13 protein-coding genes are annotated in these 14995 nt (G+C 69.5%); 1 reads left to right on the top strand and 12 read right to left on the bottom strand.

The genetic code is table 11. From position 1 onward, the window contains the following. Nucleotides 1-119 precede the first annotated feature (119 nt). Nucleotides 120-1802 (top strand): AMP-binding protein, encoded by a 1683-nt coding sequence (locus tag WAF18_RS12190; protein WP_337245331.1) that lies wholly within the window; start codon nucleotides 120-122, stop codon nucleotides 1800-1802. 35 nt (nucleotides 1803-1837) lie between these two features. Here the strand turns inward: WAF18_RS12190 and WAF18_RS12185 are convergent, their stop codons facing one another. From WAF18_RS12185 to WAF18_RS12130, 12 genes are all read right to left on the bottom strand, one after another. After that, entirely contained in the window at nucleotides 1838-3088 is a 1251-nt protein-coding gene (locus WAF18_RS12185) for a glutamate-5-semialdehyde dehydrogenase (RefSeq protein WP_337245330.1), read from the bottom strand. A gap of 73 nt (nucleotides 3089-3161) precedes the next feature. Then, nucleotides 3162-3980 carry a hypothetical protein gene (locus WAF18_RS12180; RefSeq protein WP_337245329.1) on the bottom strand — a complete coding sequence of 273 codons (819 nt, stop codon included), beginning with the start codon at nucleotides 3978-3980 and terminating at the stop codon, nucleotides 3162-3164. After that, a complete protein-coding gene (locus WAF18_RS12175) occupies nucleotides 3977-5452 on the bottom strand; it encodes a PA2928 family protein (RefSeq protein WP_337245328.1) in 1476 nt (491 codons plus the stop codon). The genes WAF18_RS12180 and WAF18_RS12175 overlap by 4 nt, the downstream gene beginning before the upstream one ends. After that, nucleotides 5449-6597, bottom strand: a complete 1149-nt coding sequence (proB, locus tag WAF18_RS12170) for a glutamate 5-kinase (protein WP_337245327.1) — start codon at nucleotides 6595-6597, stop codon at nucleotides 5449-5451. The genes WAF18_RS12175 and proB overlap by 4 nt, the downstream gene beginning before the upstream one ends. 11 nt (nucleotides 6598-6608) lie before the next feature. After that, on the bottom strand, nucleotides 6609-6875 hold the full coding sequence (locus WAF18_RS12165) for a YciI family protein (RefSeq protein ID WP_337245326.1): 267 nt from the start codon (nucleotides 6873-6875) through the stop codon (nucleotides 6609-6611). Continuing rightward, the gene (locus WAF18_RS12160) at nucleotides 6872-8167 is read right to left on the bottom strand and encodes an argininosuccinate lyase (RefSeq protein WP_337245325.1); all 1296 of its coding nucleotides are present in this window, start codon (nucleotides 8165-8167) and stop codon (nucleotides 6872-6874) included. The genes WAF18_RS12165 and WAF18_RS12160 overlap by 4 nt, the downstream gene beginning before the upstream one ends. A gap of 72 nt (nucleotides 8168-8239) precedes the next feature. After that, a complete protein-coding gene (gene argC / locus WAF18_RS12155; RefSeq protein WP_337245324.1) occupies nucleotides 8240-9187 on the bottom strand; it encodes an N-acetyl-gamma-glutamyl-phosphate reductase in 948 nt (315 codons plus the stop codon). Between the two features lie 10 nt (nucleotides 9188-9197). After that, nucleotides 9198-10514 (bottom strand): acetylglutamate kinase, encoded by a 1317-nt coding sequence (locus WAF18_RS12150; protein WP_337245323.1) that lies wholly within the window; start codon nucleotides 10512-10514, stop codon nucleotides 9198-9200. 106 nt (nucleotides 10515-10620) lie between these two features. After that, nucleotides 10621-11727, bottom strand: coding sequence for an acetylornithine deacetylase (locus WAF18_RS12145; protein WP_337245322.1), 1107 nt, complete (start codon nucleotides 11725-11727; stop codon nucleotides 10621-10623). A gap of 76 nt (nucleotides 11728-11803) precedes the next feature. Further along, on the bottom strand, nucleotides 11804-13009 hold the full coding sequence (locus WAF18_RS12140; protein WP_337245321.1) for an argininosuccinate synthase: 1206 nt from the start codon (nucleotides 13007-13009) through the stop codon (nucleotides 11804-11806). A gap of 52 nt (nucleotides 13010-13061) precedes the next feature. Continuing rightward, nucleotides 13062-14072 (bottom strand): N-acetylornithine carbamoyltransferase, encoded by a 1011-nt coding sequence (locus WAF18_RS12135; protein ID WP_337245320.1) that lies wholly within the window; start codon nucleotides 14070-14072, stop codon nucleotides 13062-13064. Between the two features lie 274 nt (nucleotides 14073-14346). After that, a complete protein-coding gene (locus WAF18_RS12130; RefSeq protein ID WP_337245319.1) occupies nucleotides 14347-14820 on the bottom strand; it encodes a hypothetical protein in 474 nt (157 codons plus the stop codon). Nucleotides 14821-14995: the final 175 nt, after the last annotated feature.

The following is a 14995-nucleotide window of genomic DNA, read 5'->3' as shown; positions in this document are numbered from 1 at the left end:
CGTTCGGTCACAGACGCCTGAATCTGCGTGTCGCACCGGCTGTACCGCAGCCGCCGCGCCGTGAACTTCTCGGGCGAGCCTCGTATCCTGCGCACTCAACGATAGCGCAGCCGATTGCCATGCACGACACGCCCAGCCACGTCACCGGCCCCACCGATATGCCTCTGCTCGAGGAAACCGTCGGCGCGATGCTCGCGCGCGTCGCGGCCCGTCACCCCGATCGCGAGGCGCTGGTCGCTCCGTCGCAATCGGTGCGGCTGAACTACCGGGCGTTCGATGCCGCGGTCACACGGCTGGCCGCCGGCCTGCTCGCGCTGGGGCTCGAACCGGGCGATCGCATCGGCATCTGGTCGCTCAACCGCGCCGAATGGGTGCTGATGCAGTTCGCGTCCGCGCGCGCCGGCTTGGTGTTGGTCAACATCAATCCCGCCTATCGCACCCACGAGCTCGAGTACGCACTGACCCGCGTCGGCTGTCGAGCGCTGGTGCTGGCGCGGGCCTTCAAGACCTCCGACTACGTCGGCCTGCTGCGCGAACTGGCGCCCGAGCTCGACAGCGCCGCGCCCGGCGCGCTGCAGGCCGCCCGCTTGCCCGAACTGCGCCATGTGCTGGTGCTGGGCGATGGCGACGAGGTGCCCGGCACGCTGCGCTTCGATGCGGTGGCGGCCTGCGACGACAGCGATGCGCACGCGCGGCTGGCGGCATTGCAGGAGCGCCTGGCGCCGGACGATGCGATCAACATCCAGTTCACCTCCGGCACCACTGGCGCGCCGAAGGGCGCGACACTGAGCCACCGCAACATCGTCAACAACGGCTGGTTCGTCGGCGAGGCGATGCGCCTGACCGAGGCCGACCGGCTGTGCATCCCGGTGCCGTTCTACCACTGCTTCGGCATGGTGCTGGGCAACCTGGCCTGCGTGACCCACGGGGCGTGCATGGTGGTGCCCGGCGAAGGCTTCGATCCGCTGACGACGCTGCAGACGGTCGAGCGCGAACGCTGCACTGGCCTGCACGGCGTGCCGACGATGTTCATCGCCGAACTCGACCATCCACGTTTCGGCGAGTTCGACCTGTCGTCGCTGCGCACCGGGATCATGGCCGGCTCGCCGTGCCCGGTCGAGGTCATGAAGAAGGTCGTCGAGCGCATGCACATGACCGAGGTCACGATCGCCTACGGCATGACCGAAACCAGCCCGGTGAGCTTCCAGACCACGCCCGATGACCCGCTCGACCGGCGCGTCGACTCGGTCGGACGGGTGCACCCGCACGTAGAAGTGCGCATTGTCGACAAGGACGGCGCAGTGGTGCCACGCGGCGAGACCGGCGAACTGCAGACCCGCGGCTACTCGGTGATGCGCGGCTACTGGGGCGAACCGGCGCGCACCGCCGAGGTGCTCGATGCCGACGGCTGGATGCACACCGGCGACCTGGCCACGCTCGATGCCGACGGCTACTGCCGCATCGTCGGCCGGCTCAAGGACATGCTCATCCGCGGCGGCGAGAACGTCTATCCGCGCGAGATCGAGGAGTTCCTGCACACCCATCCGGCCGTGGCCGATGTGCAGGTGTTCGGCGTTCCCGACGACCGGTTCGGTGAGGAGATCTGCGCCTGGATCCGCTTGGCCGAAGGCGCCATCTGCACCGCCGACGAGATCCGCGCGTTCTGCCGCGGCCGCATCGCGCACTACAAGATTCCGCGCTACATCGACTTCGTCGACGGCTTCCCGATGACGATCACCGGCAAGGTGCAGAAGTACCGGATGCGCGAAATCGCCGCACGCCAGCACACCGCGTCGAACTGAATCCGCGCCCGCGTATCGGCGCGGCGCGGCGTCCGCTACGGGTGCCGCACCTGACCGGCGCCCTCGACCACGAAGCGCTCGATGGTCAGCGCCTCCAGGCCCATCGGCCCATAAGCATGCAGGCGCGTGGTCGAGATGCCGATCTCCGCGCCCAAGCCCAGCTCGCCACCGTCGCTGAAGCGCGAGGACGCATTGACCATCACCACCGCGGCGCGCAGCGCGGCGACGAAGCGGGCGGCATTGTCATCGTCGCGCGTGGCGATGACCTCGGTGTGATCGGAGCCGAAGCGCTGGATGTGCGCGATGGCGTCGTCGAGCGAATCGACCACGCGCACGGCGATGACCAGGTCGAGGAACTCGGCAGCGTAGTCGTCCTCGCTCGCCTCGGCGACATCGCCGGCCACGGCGCGGATACGTGCGTCGCCGCGGACTTCGACGCCTGCCGCCCGCAATGCCTGCACCGCGCGCGGCACGAACGTCGCGGCGATGTCGGCATGCACCAGCATTGTCTCGAGCGCATTGCAGGCGCTGGGGCGGCTGGTCTTGCCGTCGATCAGCAGCCGCAACGCGACCTCGGGATCGGCGCTGGCATCTACGAACAGATGGCACACGCCTTTGTAGTGCTTGATCACCGGCACCCGCGCGTGCTCGGCGACGAAGCGGATCAGCCCCTCGCCGCCGCGCGGGATGGCCAGATCGACGACATCCACGAGCTGCAACAGCGCGAGCATCGTCTCGCGCCGCAGGTCGGTCACCAGGGTCAACGCATCGGGACCGATGCCATGCGCGGCGATCGCCTCGCGCAGTGCAGTGGCGATCGCCGTGTTGGAGTGGATGGCCTCGCTGCCGCCGCGCAGGATCACGCCGTTGCCGGCCTTGATGCACAGCGCCGCGGCGTCGGCGGTGACGTTCGGGCGCGCCTCATAGATCATCGCGATCACGCCCAGCGGCACGCGCACCTTGCGCACGTGCAAGCCATTGGGGCGCACGTCATCGCGGGTCACCTGCCCGACCGGGTCGGGCAGCGCGGCGACTTCGCGGACTGCGGCCGACACGCCGGCCAGCCGCGCCGCGTCCAGGCGCAGGCGATCGAGCAACGCGCCGGTGGTGCCACGCGCCTGGGCGGCGGCGACGTCGCGTGCGTTTGCTGCGAGGATCGCCTCGGCGTGCGCGTCCAGCGCATCGGCCATCGCGCGCAGCAGCGCATCGCGCGCGGCGGTGCGCAGACCTGCCAGTGTGCGGGCGGCCTCGCGGCATGCCAGGGCCTGGTCGCGGAGAGTCTGCATGCCGGCTCCTGTGCCGAGGAAACAGGGCGTCACCGTAGCACCGAGAGGCCGTGCCTGGGACCTGCGCCTTTGCCTATTCCAGCGACGGCAAGGCGATCCGCGTCGGTTGCGCGGGCAGATACAGCAGCTCGAGCGTCCGCGCGGTCTCCACGCGCGCCAGCCGCAGCGGCGCGATCGCACGCTCGGCGACCACCGTGTGGCTGACGCCGGCGCGGTCGACGAAGCGCAGGCGCAGGGCGATCACCGGCGCGTCGTTGATCACCGCGCCGGTGTGCTCGGCCGACAGCACCTCGGCCATCGCCGGCACGCCGCCATAACGCAGCTCGGCCGGCACGGTCAGCGCATGGCGCCGCAGCGTCCGGCCCATGAACGCCAGCACCGCCACCAGCAACAGCACCGCGATCGCCAGCCCGAACTCGGCCTGACCATGACCGAACATCTCCGACCACTCGCCGCCGGCCTGGTAATGGCGCAGCCGCAGGCGCCAGGCGCACAGTGCGCCGATGCCCAGCGGCAGCAGCGGCAAGGCCCAGACCCAGAGGGTTGGGCGCGAACGCGCGCCCTCGATCACCAGTTGCGGCACGCGGCGCGGATCCGGTGCCAGCCGCACCGCCAGACGTCCACCGGGTACGAACCGGCGCAGCTGCGGCCGGGTGTCGACCAGCGTCACCGCGTCCTGGATCCGATGCCCGCCCAGATTGTCGAAAGCCAAGGTCACCGTGGTCGCCGGGCCCGGCCCTGCGGTCGCCGACACCACCTCGGCCTCACGGCGAACGCCAGCGGTGGCGATCCGGCGCACGCGCCACCATTGCCGCAGCGGCCACACCGCGGCCCATGCCGCCGCCAGCGTCGCCAGTGCCATTGCCATGAGCACCAGGATCAGTTCGATCATCGGCGCGCCTCCGTCGCCAACGGCTGTGTCTCGCGTGTCCGCGCCAGATAGCGCCAGCCGGTGCCGCTGCCCAGGTCCACCCGCAGCAGCACGTCCGAACGCGCGTCGTCGCTGCGCCCCGCGGCCAGCAGGGCGCCGTCGCGCGCGCGCCAGATCGCATCGACCCGGTCCACGCCCAGCGCCAGCGTCCAGCGCACAAGACCGTCCTCGCCGACCGCACTGAGCAGTTGCGGTGCACCGCGCGCCGCGTCGGTGGCGTGCAGCACCAGGCGATCACGCGCATCGCCGACCGTCCACAGCGCCTCGTCGGCCGTGAGCCAGGCCCGCTGCAACAACGGACGCATCGCGTTGATGTAGGCATTGCGCGTACCGCGCGCCTGCCCCGCACGCGCATCGGCTTGCTGCCGTTGCTCGCGATAGGCCGCCATCGCGCGCATGTACTCCGCCTGCTCGGCATGGAAGCGGCGCAGCGCGGCCGGCAACTGCGCACGGTAGCGCGCCCGTGCCTGCCGATAGGCAGCCTCGCTGGGGAAATCGGACGGCTCGCGCCCGAAATGCGGCATGCGCGGCGATTCGGGCATCGGCACGTCGTCCTCCGGGGCGGCCTGGGAGAACACCGTGTCGATGTCCAACGGTGGGTGCGCCGGGTCGCGCAGGAATACGCCACGGATGAACACCGCCTCGCCCACTGGCGCAAAGCGGTTGCGCTCGGGCGATCGCCAATCCAGCCGCCCACGCAGCAACTGGCGGCGCGCATCGAGCATGTCGTCGCCGCTACGCTCGCGGCCGGCGGCCAGCGCCTGGGCCTCCGCCGGTGCCGCCAGCAACGTCCAAAGGCCCTCGGCGTCGACCGCCGCCGAGGCCGCCGCCAGCGTCGGCGCGGCCATCTCCGGGTTGGTCTCGTCGAACAGCGTTGCCGGATCGATGTCGTCTGCGGCCGTCGTCGCCAGCGTGTCGCCGTCGATGCGCCAGGCGCGGCCCTGCGCGTCGACGATCGCCAGCCGTCCGGCCTGTGCGTCGTAGCGCGCCCGTTCCACCGGTGTGGCCAGGGGGCCGTCCGGCTTTTCACGGTGGCCATCGGCACGGCCGAAGGCATAGACCGCATTGCGCCAAGCAAACAGGTGATGCTGCGATGCGCCCAGCAGCACGCCGCGGCCCCAGTCGCGGCCTTGTGCATCCTCGGCGTCCAGACGCCGGCTCCACAGCAGCCGGCCGTCGCGCATGTCGACAACTTGCGCGTACTGGCGCGAGCGGCTGCGCACGATGCCCTTCTCGACCGCGTGCGCGCGAGTGTCTTCGAGCACGAATGCCATCTGCGGCGCCTCGGCATCGTCGAGCAACAGTGGACCGGATTGGATTCGGCTGTCGGCATGGCGCGACAGCATCCAGGCGATCAGCAGCGGGATGCCGGCAACCATCGCCAGCCCCATGCCCACCGCCAATACGGACTTGCGTAGTTGGGCGCCGGTCATGTCAGCACCAGATCGTCGCGATGGACGATGTTGCCGCCGTAGCTGTACCCCAGCACCGACTCGATGTCGCGCGTATGCCGGCGCAACAGGCGGCGGATGTCATCGGCCGAATACTGGCTGACACCGCGTGCGACCGCGTCCTGGCCATCGCCATCGCGCCGCACGATCTCGACCAGGTCGCCGCGACGGAACGCCCCCTCGACCGCGACCACGCCCCCGGGCAGCAGCGAGGCGCCCTTCTCCACCAGGGCATGGGCGGCGCCGGCATCGACGACCAGCGCCCCCGGCTCGGCCGGTGCATTGCGCAGCCAGTGCTTGCGCGCCGCCAGACGGGTGCGCAGCGCATGGATGCGCGTCCCGGTCAGCCGGTCGTGGGACAGCGCCTCGAGCACGTCGGCGCGACGGCCGTTGAACAGCACGGTCGCGATGCCGGCCGAGGCGGCGCGCTGGGCAGCTTCGAGCTTGGTCCGCATGCCGCCGGTGCCGACACTGCTGCCCGCGCCGCCGGCCACCGCGAGCAGCGAGCCGCTCATCTGCGCGACCACCGGCATCGGCCGGGCAAACGGCTCCACCCGCGGGTCGGCGTCGTAGAGGCCATCGATGTCGGTGGCGATGAACAGCACCTCGGCATCGACCAGCGCGGCGACGATCGCGGCGAGGTTGTCGTTGTCGCCGAGCTTGAGTTCGTCGACCGACACCGTGTCGTTTTCGTTGACCACCGGCAGCGCACGATGGCGCAGCAGTGTCTGCAGCGTGGCGCGCGCGTTGAGATACCGGCGGCGGTTGCGCAGGTCGTCGTGGGTCAGCAGCACCTGCGCGACCGGCCGCTCGAAGAAGCCCTGCCAGAACCCGGTCAGCCGGGCCTGGCCGAGCGCGGCCAGCGCCTGGCGCTCGGCCATGGGTGCGCCCGGCTCGCCGCCGGCCTGCAGGATCGCGCGGCCAGCGGCCACCGCCCCCGACGACACCAGCACGACCTCGCGCCCGGCGGCATGCACGGCGCGCACGAAACCGGCGAGCGCAGCGGCGTACTGCGGCGACAGCCCGCCACCATCGGCGGCCAGCAGACTGCTGCCGACCTTGAGCACTGCGCGGCGCCACGGCGGCAGCGGCTGCTCGGGAAACACCGGAGACTGGGACACCGACATCGCGTCTGCCTTCAGCGGGTGTGCCATTCGCGCACGACCAGGTCGCTCGCACTTTGCAGCGCGAGCGGGTCGGCCGCGACGATGGCCTGGGCCGCCTCCAGCGAGGCGACATTGCGCAGCACGTAGGCCCCACCACTGCCGTCGCCGAAGCCGCCGGTCATCTCCAGCAGGCCGCGAGCGCGCAGGTCGTCGAGAAAGGCCAGGTGCGGCGCGATGACCGAGGCATCGAAGTCCGGCCGCCGCATCGCCAGCACCAGGTAGCGCGTGGTCGTGCTCATGCCAGCGCGTCCCAGCGTGCACGCAAGGCATCGAGCCGCAGGTCGGCCGCGCCCCCCGGCGAAGTCCGTGCAGCCAGGCTGCCCTCGGGCGTGCGCCCCTGACCGGCGGTGTCGGCGCTGGCCGCGGCCGCCTGGTAGGCCTCGCGGAACGGCACGCCGGCGATCGCCGCCTCGACCGCGACATCGGTCGCGTACATGCCCGAATCGACCGCCGCACGCAGCCGGTCCTCGCGCCATTCCAGGTTCGCCAGCAAGGCCGGCAGCAGTTCGAGGGCGGCCAGACCGCGACCGAAGCCGTGGACGATCGCGCCCTTGGAGCTCTGCAGGTCGCGGTGATAGCCCGACGGCAACGACAGCAGCTGCTCGATCTCGGTGCGCGCGGCCGCGACGCTGGCGTGCGTGGCGCGCATCAGCTCGACCACATCGGGATTGCGCTTGTTGGGCATGATCGAACTGCCGGTGGTGTACTGCGCCGGCAACGCGACAAAGCCGTACTCGGCACTGGTGAACTGCGACAGATCCCAGGCCAGGCGACGCAGGTCGAGCGTGGCGCTGCCCAGTGCTTCGAGCGCGGCGAGTTCGAACTTGCCGCGCGAGAGCTGCGCATAGACCGGCGAGACCTGCAGCCGCGCGAACCCCAGGGCAGCGGTCGTGTGGTCGCGGTCGAGCGCCAGGTTGACGCCGTAACCTGCCGCGGTGCCCAGCGGATTGCAGTCGATCAGCGCCAGTGTGTCGGCCGCGCGCACCGCGTCATCGATGAAGGCTTCCGCCCAGCCCGACCACCACATGCCGCCCGAAGACAGCACCGCGCGCTGGATGTGGGTATAGCCGGGAATCGGCAGATCGCGCTCGACCTCGGCGCGATCCAGCGCGATCTTGGCGATCTCGCGCGACAGCGCGGCCAGACGCGCCAGCTTCTGCTTGAGCCACAGACGCGTGGCGACCAGCACCTGGTCGTTGCGGCTGCGGCCGGTGTGGATGCGCCGGCCGGCATCGCCCAGGCGCTCGGTCAGGCGCGCTTCGATCGCCGAATGGCCGTCCTCGAAGCGGTCGTCGAGGACGAACGCGCCGCTGCGGAAGTCCTCGGCCAGCGTTGCCAGCTCACGCTCCAGGCCGGCGAGTTCGTCAGACGACAGGATGCCCACACGCTGCAGCCCTTGCGCATGCGCGGCACTGGCGGCGATGTCGTGCAGGAAGAACGCACGGTCGAGGATCACGTCGTCGCCGGCCAGGAACGCCTGGATCTGGGTGTCGACGGCGACGCCGGGCTTCTGCCAGAGGAGATTGCTCATCGAAATGTGTCTCGAAATGGGCCTGTGTTCAATCCCGCGCAGCGCGGTGCGGGCGCTTGCGAGGGGCTCGCATCACTGGATCGACGTCAGCTCGTCGAAGCCCAGCGCGTGGTTGAGGTTCTGCATGGCCTGTGTCGCCGCGCCCTTGAGCAGATTGTCGAGCGTGGCGACCACGACGACGCGGCCGTTGCCCTGGGCCATCACAAAGCCGCCGACCTGGGCACCGTGCTGGCCGGCGATGCGGCTCACCCAGGGCGCCTCGTCGACCACCTCGACCAGCGGTTCGTCGGCATAGCGGGCCTCGTAACGCGCCTTGACCGCATCGCGCGACATGGATGCGCGCAGCCACAGGTTCACGGTCATCGTGATCCCGCGGAAATGCGGCGCCACGTGCGGCATGAACTCGACCGGCACGCCGAGCCGGGCCGAGACCTCGCGCTCGTGCACATGGCCGGTCAGCGCATAGGGCATCAGGTTGTCGGCCAGCAGCGCGACATTGTTCTTGTCCGACGGCGTGGTACCCGCGCCCGAGTAACCGGACACACCGAAGCACTGGGGCGGGCCGGCGAGCTGGTCGAGCAGCGGCGCGATGGCCAACTGCATCGCGGTGGCATAGCAGCCGGGATTGCTGATGCGACGCTGACCGGCGTAGGTGTCGCGGGTCAGCTCCGGCAGGCCGTAGTACCAGGCCGGATCGAAGCGGTAATCGGCCGACAGGTCGACGATCACCGTCTCGGCCCGGGCGGCGTCGAGTGCAGCGACGAACGGTGCAGCCTTGCCGTTGGGCAGCGCCAGGATCACCGCGTCGGCGCCCTTGGCCGCCACGGCGTCGGCATCGAGATTCTCGAAGCGCAACGCGCCCTGCCAGGCCGCGTTGTGGTCGGCCACGCGCTGGCCGTCGAGTTCGCGCGAGGACACGAACAGAAGTTCGAGGCCCGGATGCGCGGCGACGAGGCGGATCAGTTCGCTGCCGGTGTGACCGCGCGCGCCGACGATGCCGATGGTCTTCTTGTCCGTCATGTCGCTGTCCTCAGCCCGCCAGCGTGGCGGCACGTGTTGCGCAATGGGCCACGCAGCGCTGGATTTGCTCGAAACCGTCGAGGCCGTACCAGAACACTTTCCATTTCTCCTGCTTGATGCAGCCGTCGGACTCGGCGTAGTAGAAGATGTTGACCGGGTTGTGGTGACGCGAGCGCCAGAACAGCTGTGGTGTTTCCTCGCGCATCACCTGCCAGACCGCGCGTCCCAGCCCTTCACCCTGGGCGTCGTCGAGCACGGCGAACTTGTCGAGGTAGGTGCTGCCCTCGGCCGCACTCAGCACGACCGCCGCGCGGTAGTTCTCGCTCACGTAGGCGCGCAGCAGCGGCGTGCGTTCGAAGTAATCGTCCGCCAGCGTGCGTCCGAAGCTCGACTCGATCAGCGTGCGCAGCCGTGGCAGGTCGAGCGCATCCCACGAGGTGGCGCGCAGCACGCGCTCGCCGCGCCTTACCAGCGTGCCCGAGCCCTTGTGCGTGAACAGTTCCTTGGCCAGGTCCGCGGGCCGGGTGATCGAGACCGACGAAGCCAGCGGCAGCCCTTCGAGCAGGTCCTTGATCTGCTCGATCTTGACCTTCATGCCGCCGTGCAGCCACGGCTGCCGGATCAGGTGGTCGTACTCGGTCGACAGGTTGATCGAGTCGATGACCTTGCCGCTTTCATCGAGCAGTCCGCCGGTGCCGGTCAGGAAGATGATCTTGTAGGGCTGCAGCGTGCGCACCAGCTCATTGGCGGCGAAGTCGGCGTTGACGTTGAGGATCTGGCCCGAGGCGGTCTCGCCCAGGCTGGTGATTACCGGGATCGAGCCGGCCTGCAGACTGGCCTCGATCGGGGCCAGGTTGACGCGCTCCACCTCGCCCACCAGCCCGTAGGTCTCGCGATCGAGGTAATGCGCCTCGAACACGCCGCCGGTGATCGAGGTCGCGCGCGCCCCGTTCTTCTGCAGCGCCTCGACCAGGCGCAGGTTCGCGGCCTGAAACACGCGGCGCACGATCGCCAGCGCCTCGGGTGTGGTCACGCGCAGGCCGTCGACGGTCTTCTTTTCGATCCCGGCTGCCGACAGTTCGGCGTCGAGCTGCGGGCCAGCACCGTGCAACACGATCGGGGTCAGGCCGACCTCCTGCAGGAACGACAGCGACGAGGTCAGATCATCGAGTTCGTCGCGCAGCACCGCGCCACCGACCTTGACCACGGCGAAGCGCTTGGCATCGAGCTGCGAGAAGCGCTTGAGGTACTGGCTGATCTCTTTCGCGCTGGCCATGCTCGAGAGCAGGCGCACGATGGTCTGGCGGGTCTGTTGGTGTGCGTGCATGGGTCTGGGCTTGTGCTGTGCCGCGCACCGGGCGCGGACGGGAAGGAGAACGATCGGCCGCTGCGTCAGGTCGCGGCGGCGCGACGGTGCGGGTCGGGTGACGCACTCATGGACGCGATCCGCCGTCGATGATCCGGTGCACCGCATCGGCATAGCGCTGCAGTTGGTCGAGGGTCACGAACTCGTCGGCGGTATGCGCCTGGGCGATGTCGCCGGGCCCGTATACCAGGGCGGTATGGCCGGCGGCCGAGAACAGCGAGGCCTCGGTCCAGAAATCGACCGCATTGCCGATCGGCAGTTCGAATGCATCGGCGATGTCGCGTGCGGCGAGCCGGCGCTCTTCCGCACGGGCGATGTCCCCGGACGGCAGACTCGGGCCGCGGAAGGTTTCCTCGAAATACGCGGCCGCAGGCTCGGCGAAGCCGGCGAAGGTCGCCAGCAATCGGTCGACATCCATCGACGGCAGTGGCCGGAAGCCGAAGCGCAATTCAGCCGCAGGGGCGATCATGTTGGCCTTGATGCCGCCTTCGATCCGGCCGATGTTGAAGCGCAGTCCGGTCAGCCCGCCGAAGCGTTCGGCGTCGAGCGAGGCAACATGGTCGAGCGCGCGGTCGCCCCAGCGCACCGCCTGATGCAGCGCGCTCGCGGCCAGGTCCTGGCGCCCGGACGCGTGCCCGGCGCGACCGGAAAAACGCATCAGCACCGAACTGATGCCGCGATGCGCCAGCACCGCCTCGCACTGCGTCGGCTCGGCGACCAGTACCGCGTCGAACGACAGCCTGCGCGCCAGGAACGCGGCGATACAACGCGGATCGTTGGCCTCTTCGTCGGACGAGAACAGGAAGGCTGCATCGCCCTCGCAGGCGTTGGCGGCCGCGATCAGCGCCGCGGCCGCACCCTTGATGTCGCACACGCCCAGCCCGACCACGCGGTCGTCCAGGCGCCGCATCGTATGCGGATCGGCCGACCAGGCCGGCGAGTCGGGCACGGTATCCAGGTGCACGTTGAACAGGACCTTCGGCGCACCGCGCACCGCGTACAGGCTGACCGCACCCGCGCCGTGGTCGATCACCTCGACCGCGAAGCCAGGCAGCTGCGCACGGATGTAATCGAAGATGCCGCCCTCGGCCGCAATCGCGCGCGGCGGATTGCGGGTGTCGAAGGACACCAGCCGTTCGAGATGATCGAGGGTCTCGGCAAGCAGATCGGTCATGGAGTCCACATCGACAGAGACACGGGAGCAACGGATGCGTTGCAACGCCGGCATGAGCCAGCGTCACGAACAGGGCTCAACGATTGACCTGCGCGAACAGCGTGCTGCTCATGCCGAACAACTTGATGAAGCCTTCCGCCTCCTCGACACCCCAGTCGGCCGACTGCGCATAGGTCGCACCCTTGGCATTGAGGATGTGCGGCGACGCCACCGCCACCGCGTCGACGCGGCCACCGCGGGTCTCGAGCACGACCTCGCCGGTCACGTTGGCCTGGGACGAGGCCAGGAACGCCTCGATGTCGGTCTTGAGCGGATCGTGGAAGAAGCCTTCGTACACCAGCTCGGTCCACTTGCGCGCGACCTCGGGCTTGAAGCGGTTCTGCTGCTTGGTCAGCACCGCGTCCTCGAGCGCGCGGTGCGCGGCGAGTAGCGAGATCAGACCCGGTGCCTCATAGACGATGCGGCCCTTGAGCCCGATCACGGTGTCGCCGGTGTAGACGCCGCGGCCCACACCGTAGGGCGCGAACAGCGCATTGAGCCTGGCCAGGATCTGCGCGCCCGGCAGCGTTTGGCCGTCGAGGGCGACCGCCGTGCCCTGCTCGAAACGCAGCGTGACCTGCAGCGGCGCTTCCGGCCACTCGGCACGCGGTGCACACCAGCCGCGCGCGCCCTCGCCCGGCGCTTCCCAACGGTCGATCTCGCCGCCGGACATGGTCACGCCCAGCAGGTTCTCGTTGATCGTGTAGGCCTGCTGCTTGGCGCGCACGCCAAATCCCCGCTCTTCCAGATACGCCTGCTCGTAGGCGCGCGTCTGGGTGTGCTCCTTCTGGATCTCGCGGATCGGCGCCACGATGCGGTAATCGCCCTGCGCCTTGACCGCCAGGTCGAAGCGGACCTGGTCGTTGCCCATGCCGGTGCAGCCGTGCGCGATCGCATTCGTGCCCAGTTCGGCGGCGCGCGCGAGCGCGGCATCGACGATCAGGTACCGGTCGGACACCAGCAGCGGGTACTGGCCCTGGTAGGCCTCGCCGGCCCAGACGAAGGGCTTGACGAAGCCGTCCCAGATCGCCGGACCGCCGTCGATGGTGACGTGGCTGGCAACGCCCAGTTCGGCCGCACGCTGCTCGATGAACGCGCGCTCCTCGGCATCCACGCCGCCGGTGTCGGCGAATACGGTGTGCACGGTCCAGCCCTGCTCCTTGAGGTAGGGCACGCAGAAGCTGGTGTCGAGGCCGCCGGAAAAGGCGAGGACGATGTCGCGGGAGGTGGTGGCGCTGGTCATGGGGCGTGGTCCGTGAGATGCGTAAAAAGGAGATTCGGTGTCGAGCAGCGGGTCAGCGCATCAGGGTCGCCATGACCGCCTTCTGCACGTGCAGGCGGTTCTCGGCTTCATCGATGGCGATGCACTGCGGCGAATCCATCACCGCGTCGGTCGCCTTGACGTTGCGCCGCAGCGGCAGACAGTGCGAGAACACGCCATTGTTGGTCAGCGCCATCTTCGCCTCGTCGACGATGAAGTGCTGGTACTGGTCGCGGATCGGCTTCTCCGGGCCCCAGTTGCCGAAGAACGGCAGCGCCCCCCAGCTCTTGGCATAGACCACGTCGGCGCCGGCGTAGGCGCTGTCGATGTCGTGGCTCACGGCCAGCGAGCCGCCGCTCTCGGCGACGTTCTGCTTGGCCCAGTCCATGTAGCGTTCGTCGAGGATGTAATCCGGCGTCGGGCACAGCAGGGTCACATCCATCCCCAGGCGCGTGGCGATGGTCAGCGCGGAGTTCGCGACCGCAGTGTTGAGCGGCTTGGGGTGGTAGGTCCAGGTCAGCACATATTTCTTGCCGCGCAGGTCGGACGTGCCGAAATGCTCCTGCAAGGCCAGCGCGTGCGCCAGCTCCTGGCAGGGATGGGTGATGGTCTCCATGTTGATGACCGGCACCGGCGAGTACTTGGCGAAGGACCTGAGCACGATGTCCTGGCGGTCGTACTGCCAGTCCACGAACTTCGGAAACGCCCGCACACCGATCATGTCGACGTAGCGGCCGAGCACGCGCGCGACCTCGGCGATGTGCTCCTCGGTGTCGCCGTCCATCACCGTGCCCAGGTCGAACTCGATCGGCCAGGCGTCCTTGCCGGGCTGCAGCACGATCGCATGGCCGCCGAGCTGGAACGCGCCGAGCTCGAAGCTGGTGCGCGTGCGCATCGACGGATTGAAGAACACCAGTGCGATCGACTTGCCTTTGAGCGCATCGCCGAGCTTCTCGCGCTTCAAGCGCGCGGCATCGGCCAGCACGGCGTCCAGGTCGGCGCGGCTCCAGTCCTGGGTGTTGAGGAAATGGCGGATGGCGGTCATCGGCAATGGGCTCGAGGGAGGCGGGAAGGAAGGAAATGGCCGGTGCGGAAACGAAAAAACCCGGCATGGGCCGGGTTTGGTCGGAGTCTGCGCCAACGCGCAGGCAGGTTCCGTCTAGCCCGGGAGGATGTGGGCTTGCGGTCGACGCGCGCGCGAGGTCATGCCCGACGCCATACGGGCGGAGGTCAGGATGTCGGCGTCGGCGCGGCATGCGGTCATGGGCGCGCATCCTCGCATGCGCCGCGCTGCGCTGCAACAGGGGCCGGCCGCACGCTCAACGCGGCTCGATGACCGGGGTCACCGCGACCCGCACCCGCAGCCGGTTGCCGGGATCGTACGGCAGCCGGGAGCGGTACTTGACCCCCTTGTGGACGTAGTCGACGTCATAGGCGATCGGCCTGCGGAACTCGCGCTCGACCGGCACCATGCGGCAGTCGCCGCCGGCCGAACGGTCGACCTCTTCGACCTTGTCATCATCCGAACGCAGCACGTCCTTGACCGCCCCCACCACCCGCGCAAAGCCGCGGCGTTGCGACTCGGCCGTCACCGGCGTGGTCGCCTCGCAGCGCTCGACCATGCTGGTGGCGCGCAACGTCTGGTACACCGGCTCGGCGCGCAGCACCTGGGCGTACTCGATACGTGCGTTCTCGATCTGCTGCTGCGCCGTCGGCGCCGATGCGGCCGGCGATTGTGCGAACGCTGCCCCGGGCGCGGCAACGGCCAGCAGGGCCAGGACGGGCACCGGCATGGACGAACGGCGGATTCGACGGGCGAGCGTGGGCACCAAACCAGTGTAGGCGCCCCCCGACGACCGGGGCTGAATCCTCGCTGTCGTGACCCGGCCGGCTTGGCGACATGCCAAGGCCATGTGCGACCTGTCGCCGACAGCGCCCCGCCGCTAGAATCGAGCGGTTATCCGGCGA

The sequence above is a fragment of the Luteimonas sp. gir genome (assembly GCF_037198055.1).
Classification (GTDB): Bacteria; Pseudomonadota; Gammaproteobacteria; order Xanthomonadales; family Xanthomonadaceae; genus Luteimonas; species Luteimonas citri_A.
The sequence above is the reverse complement of the archived record's forward strand: the minus strand, read 5'-3'. Positions and strand labels throughout refer to the sequence as shown.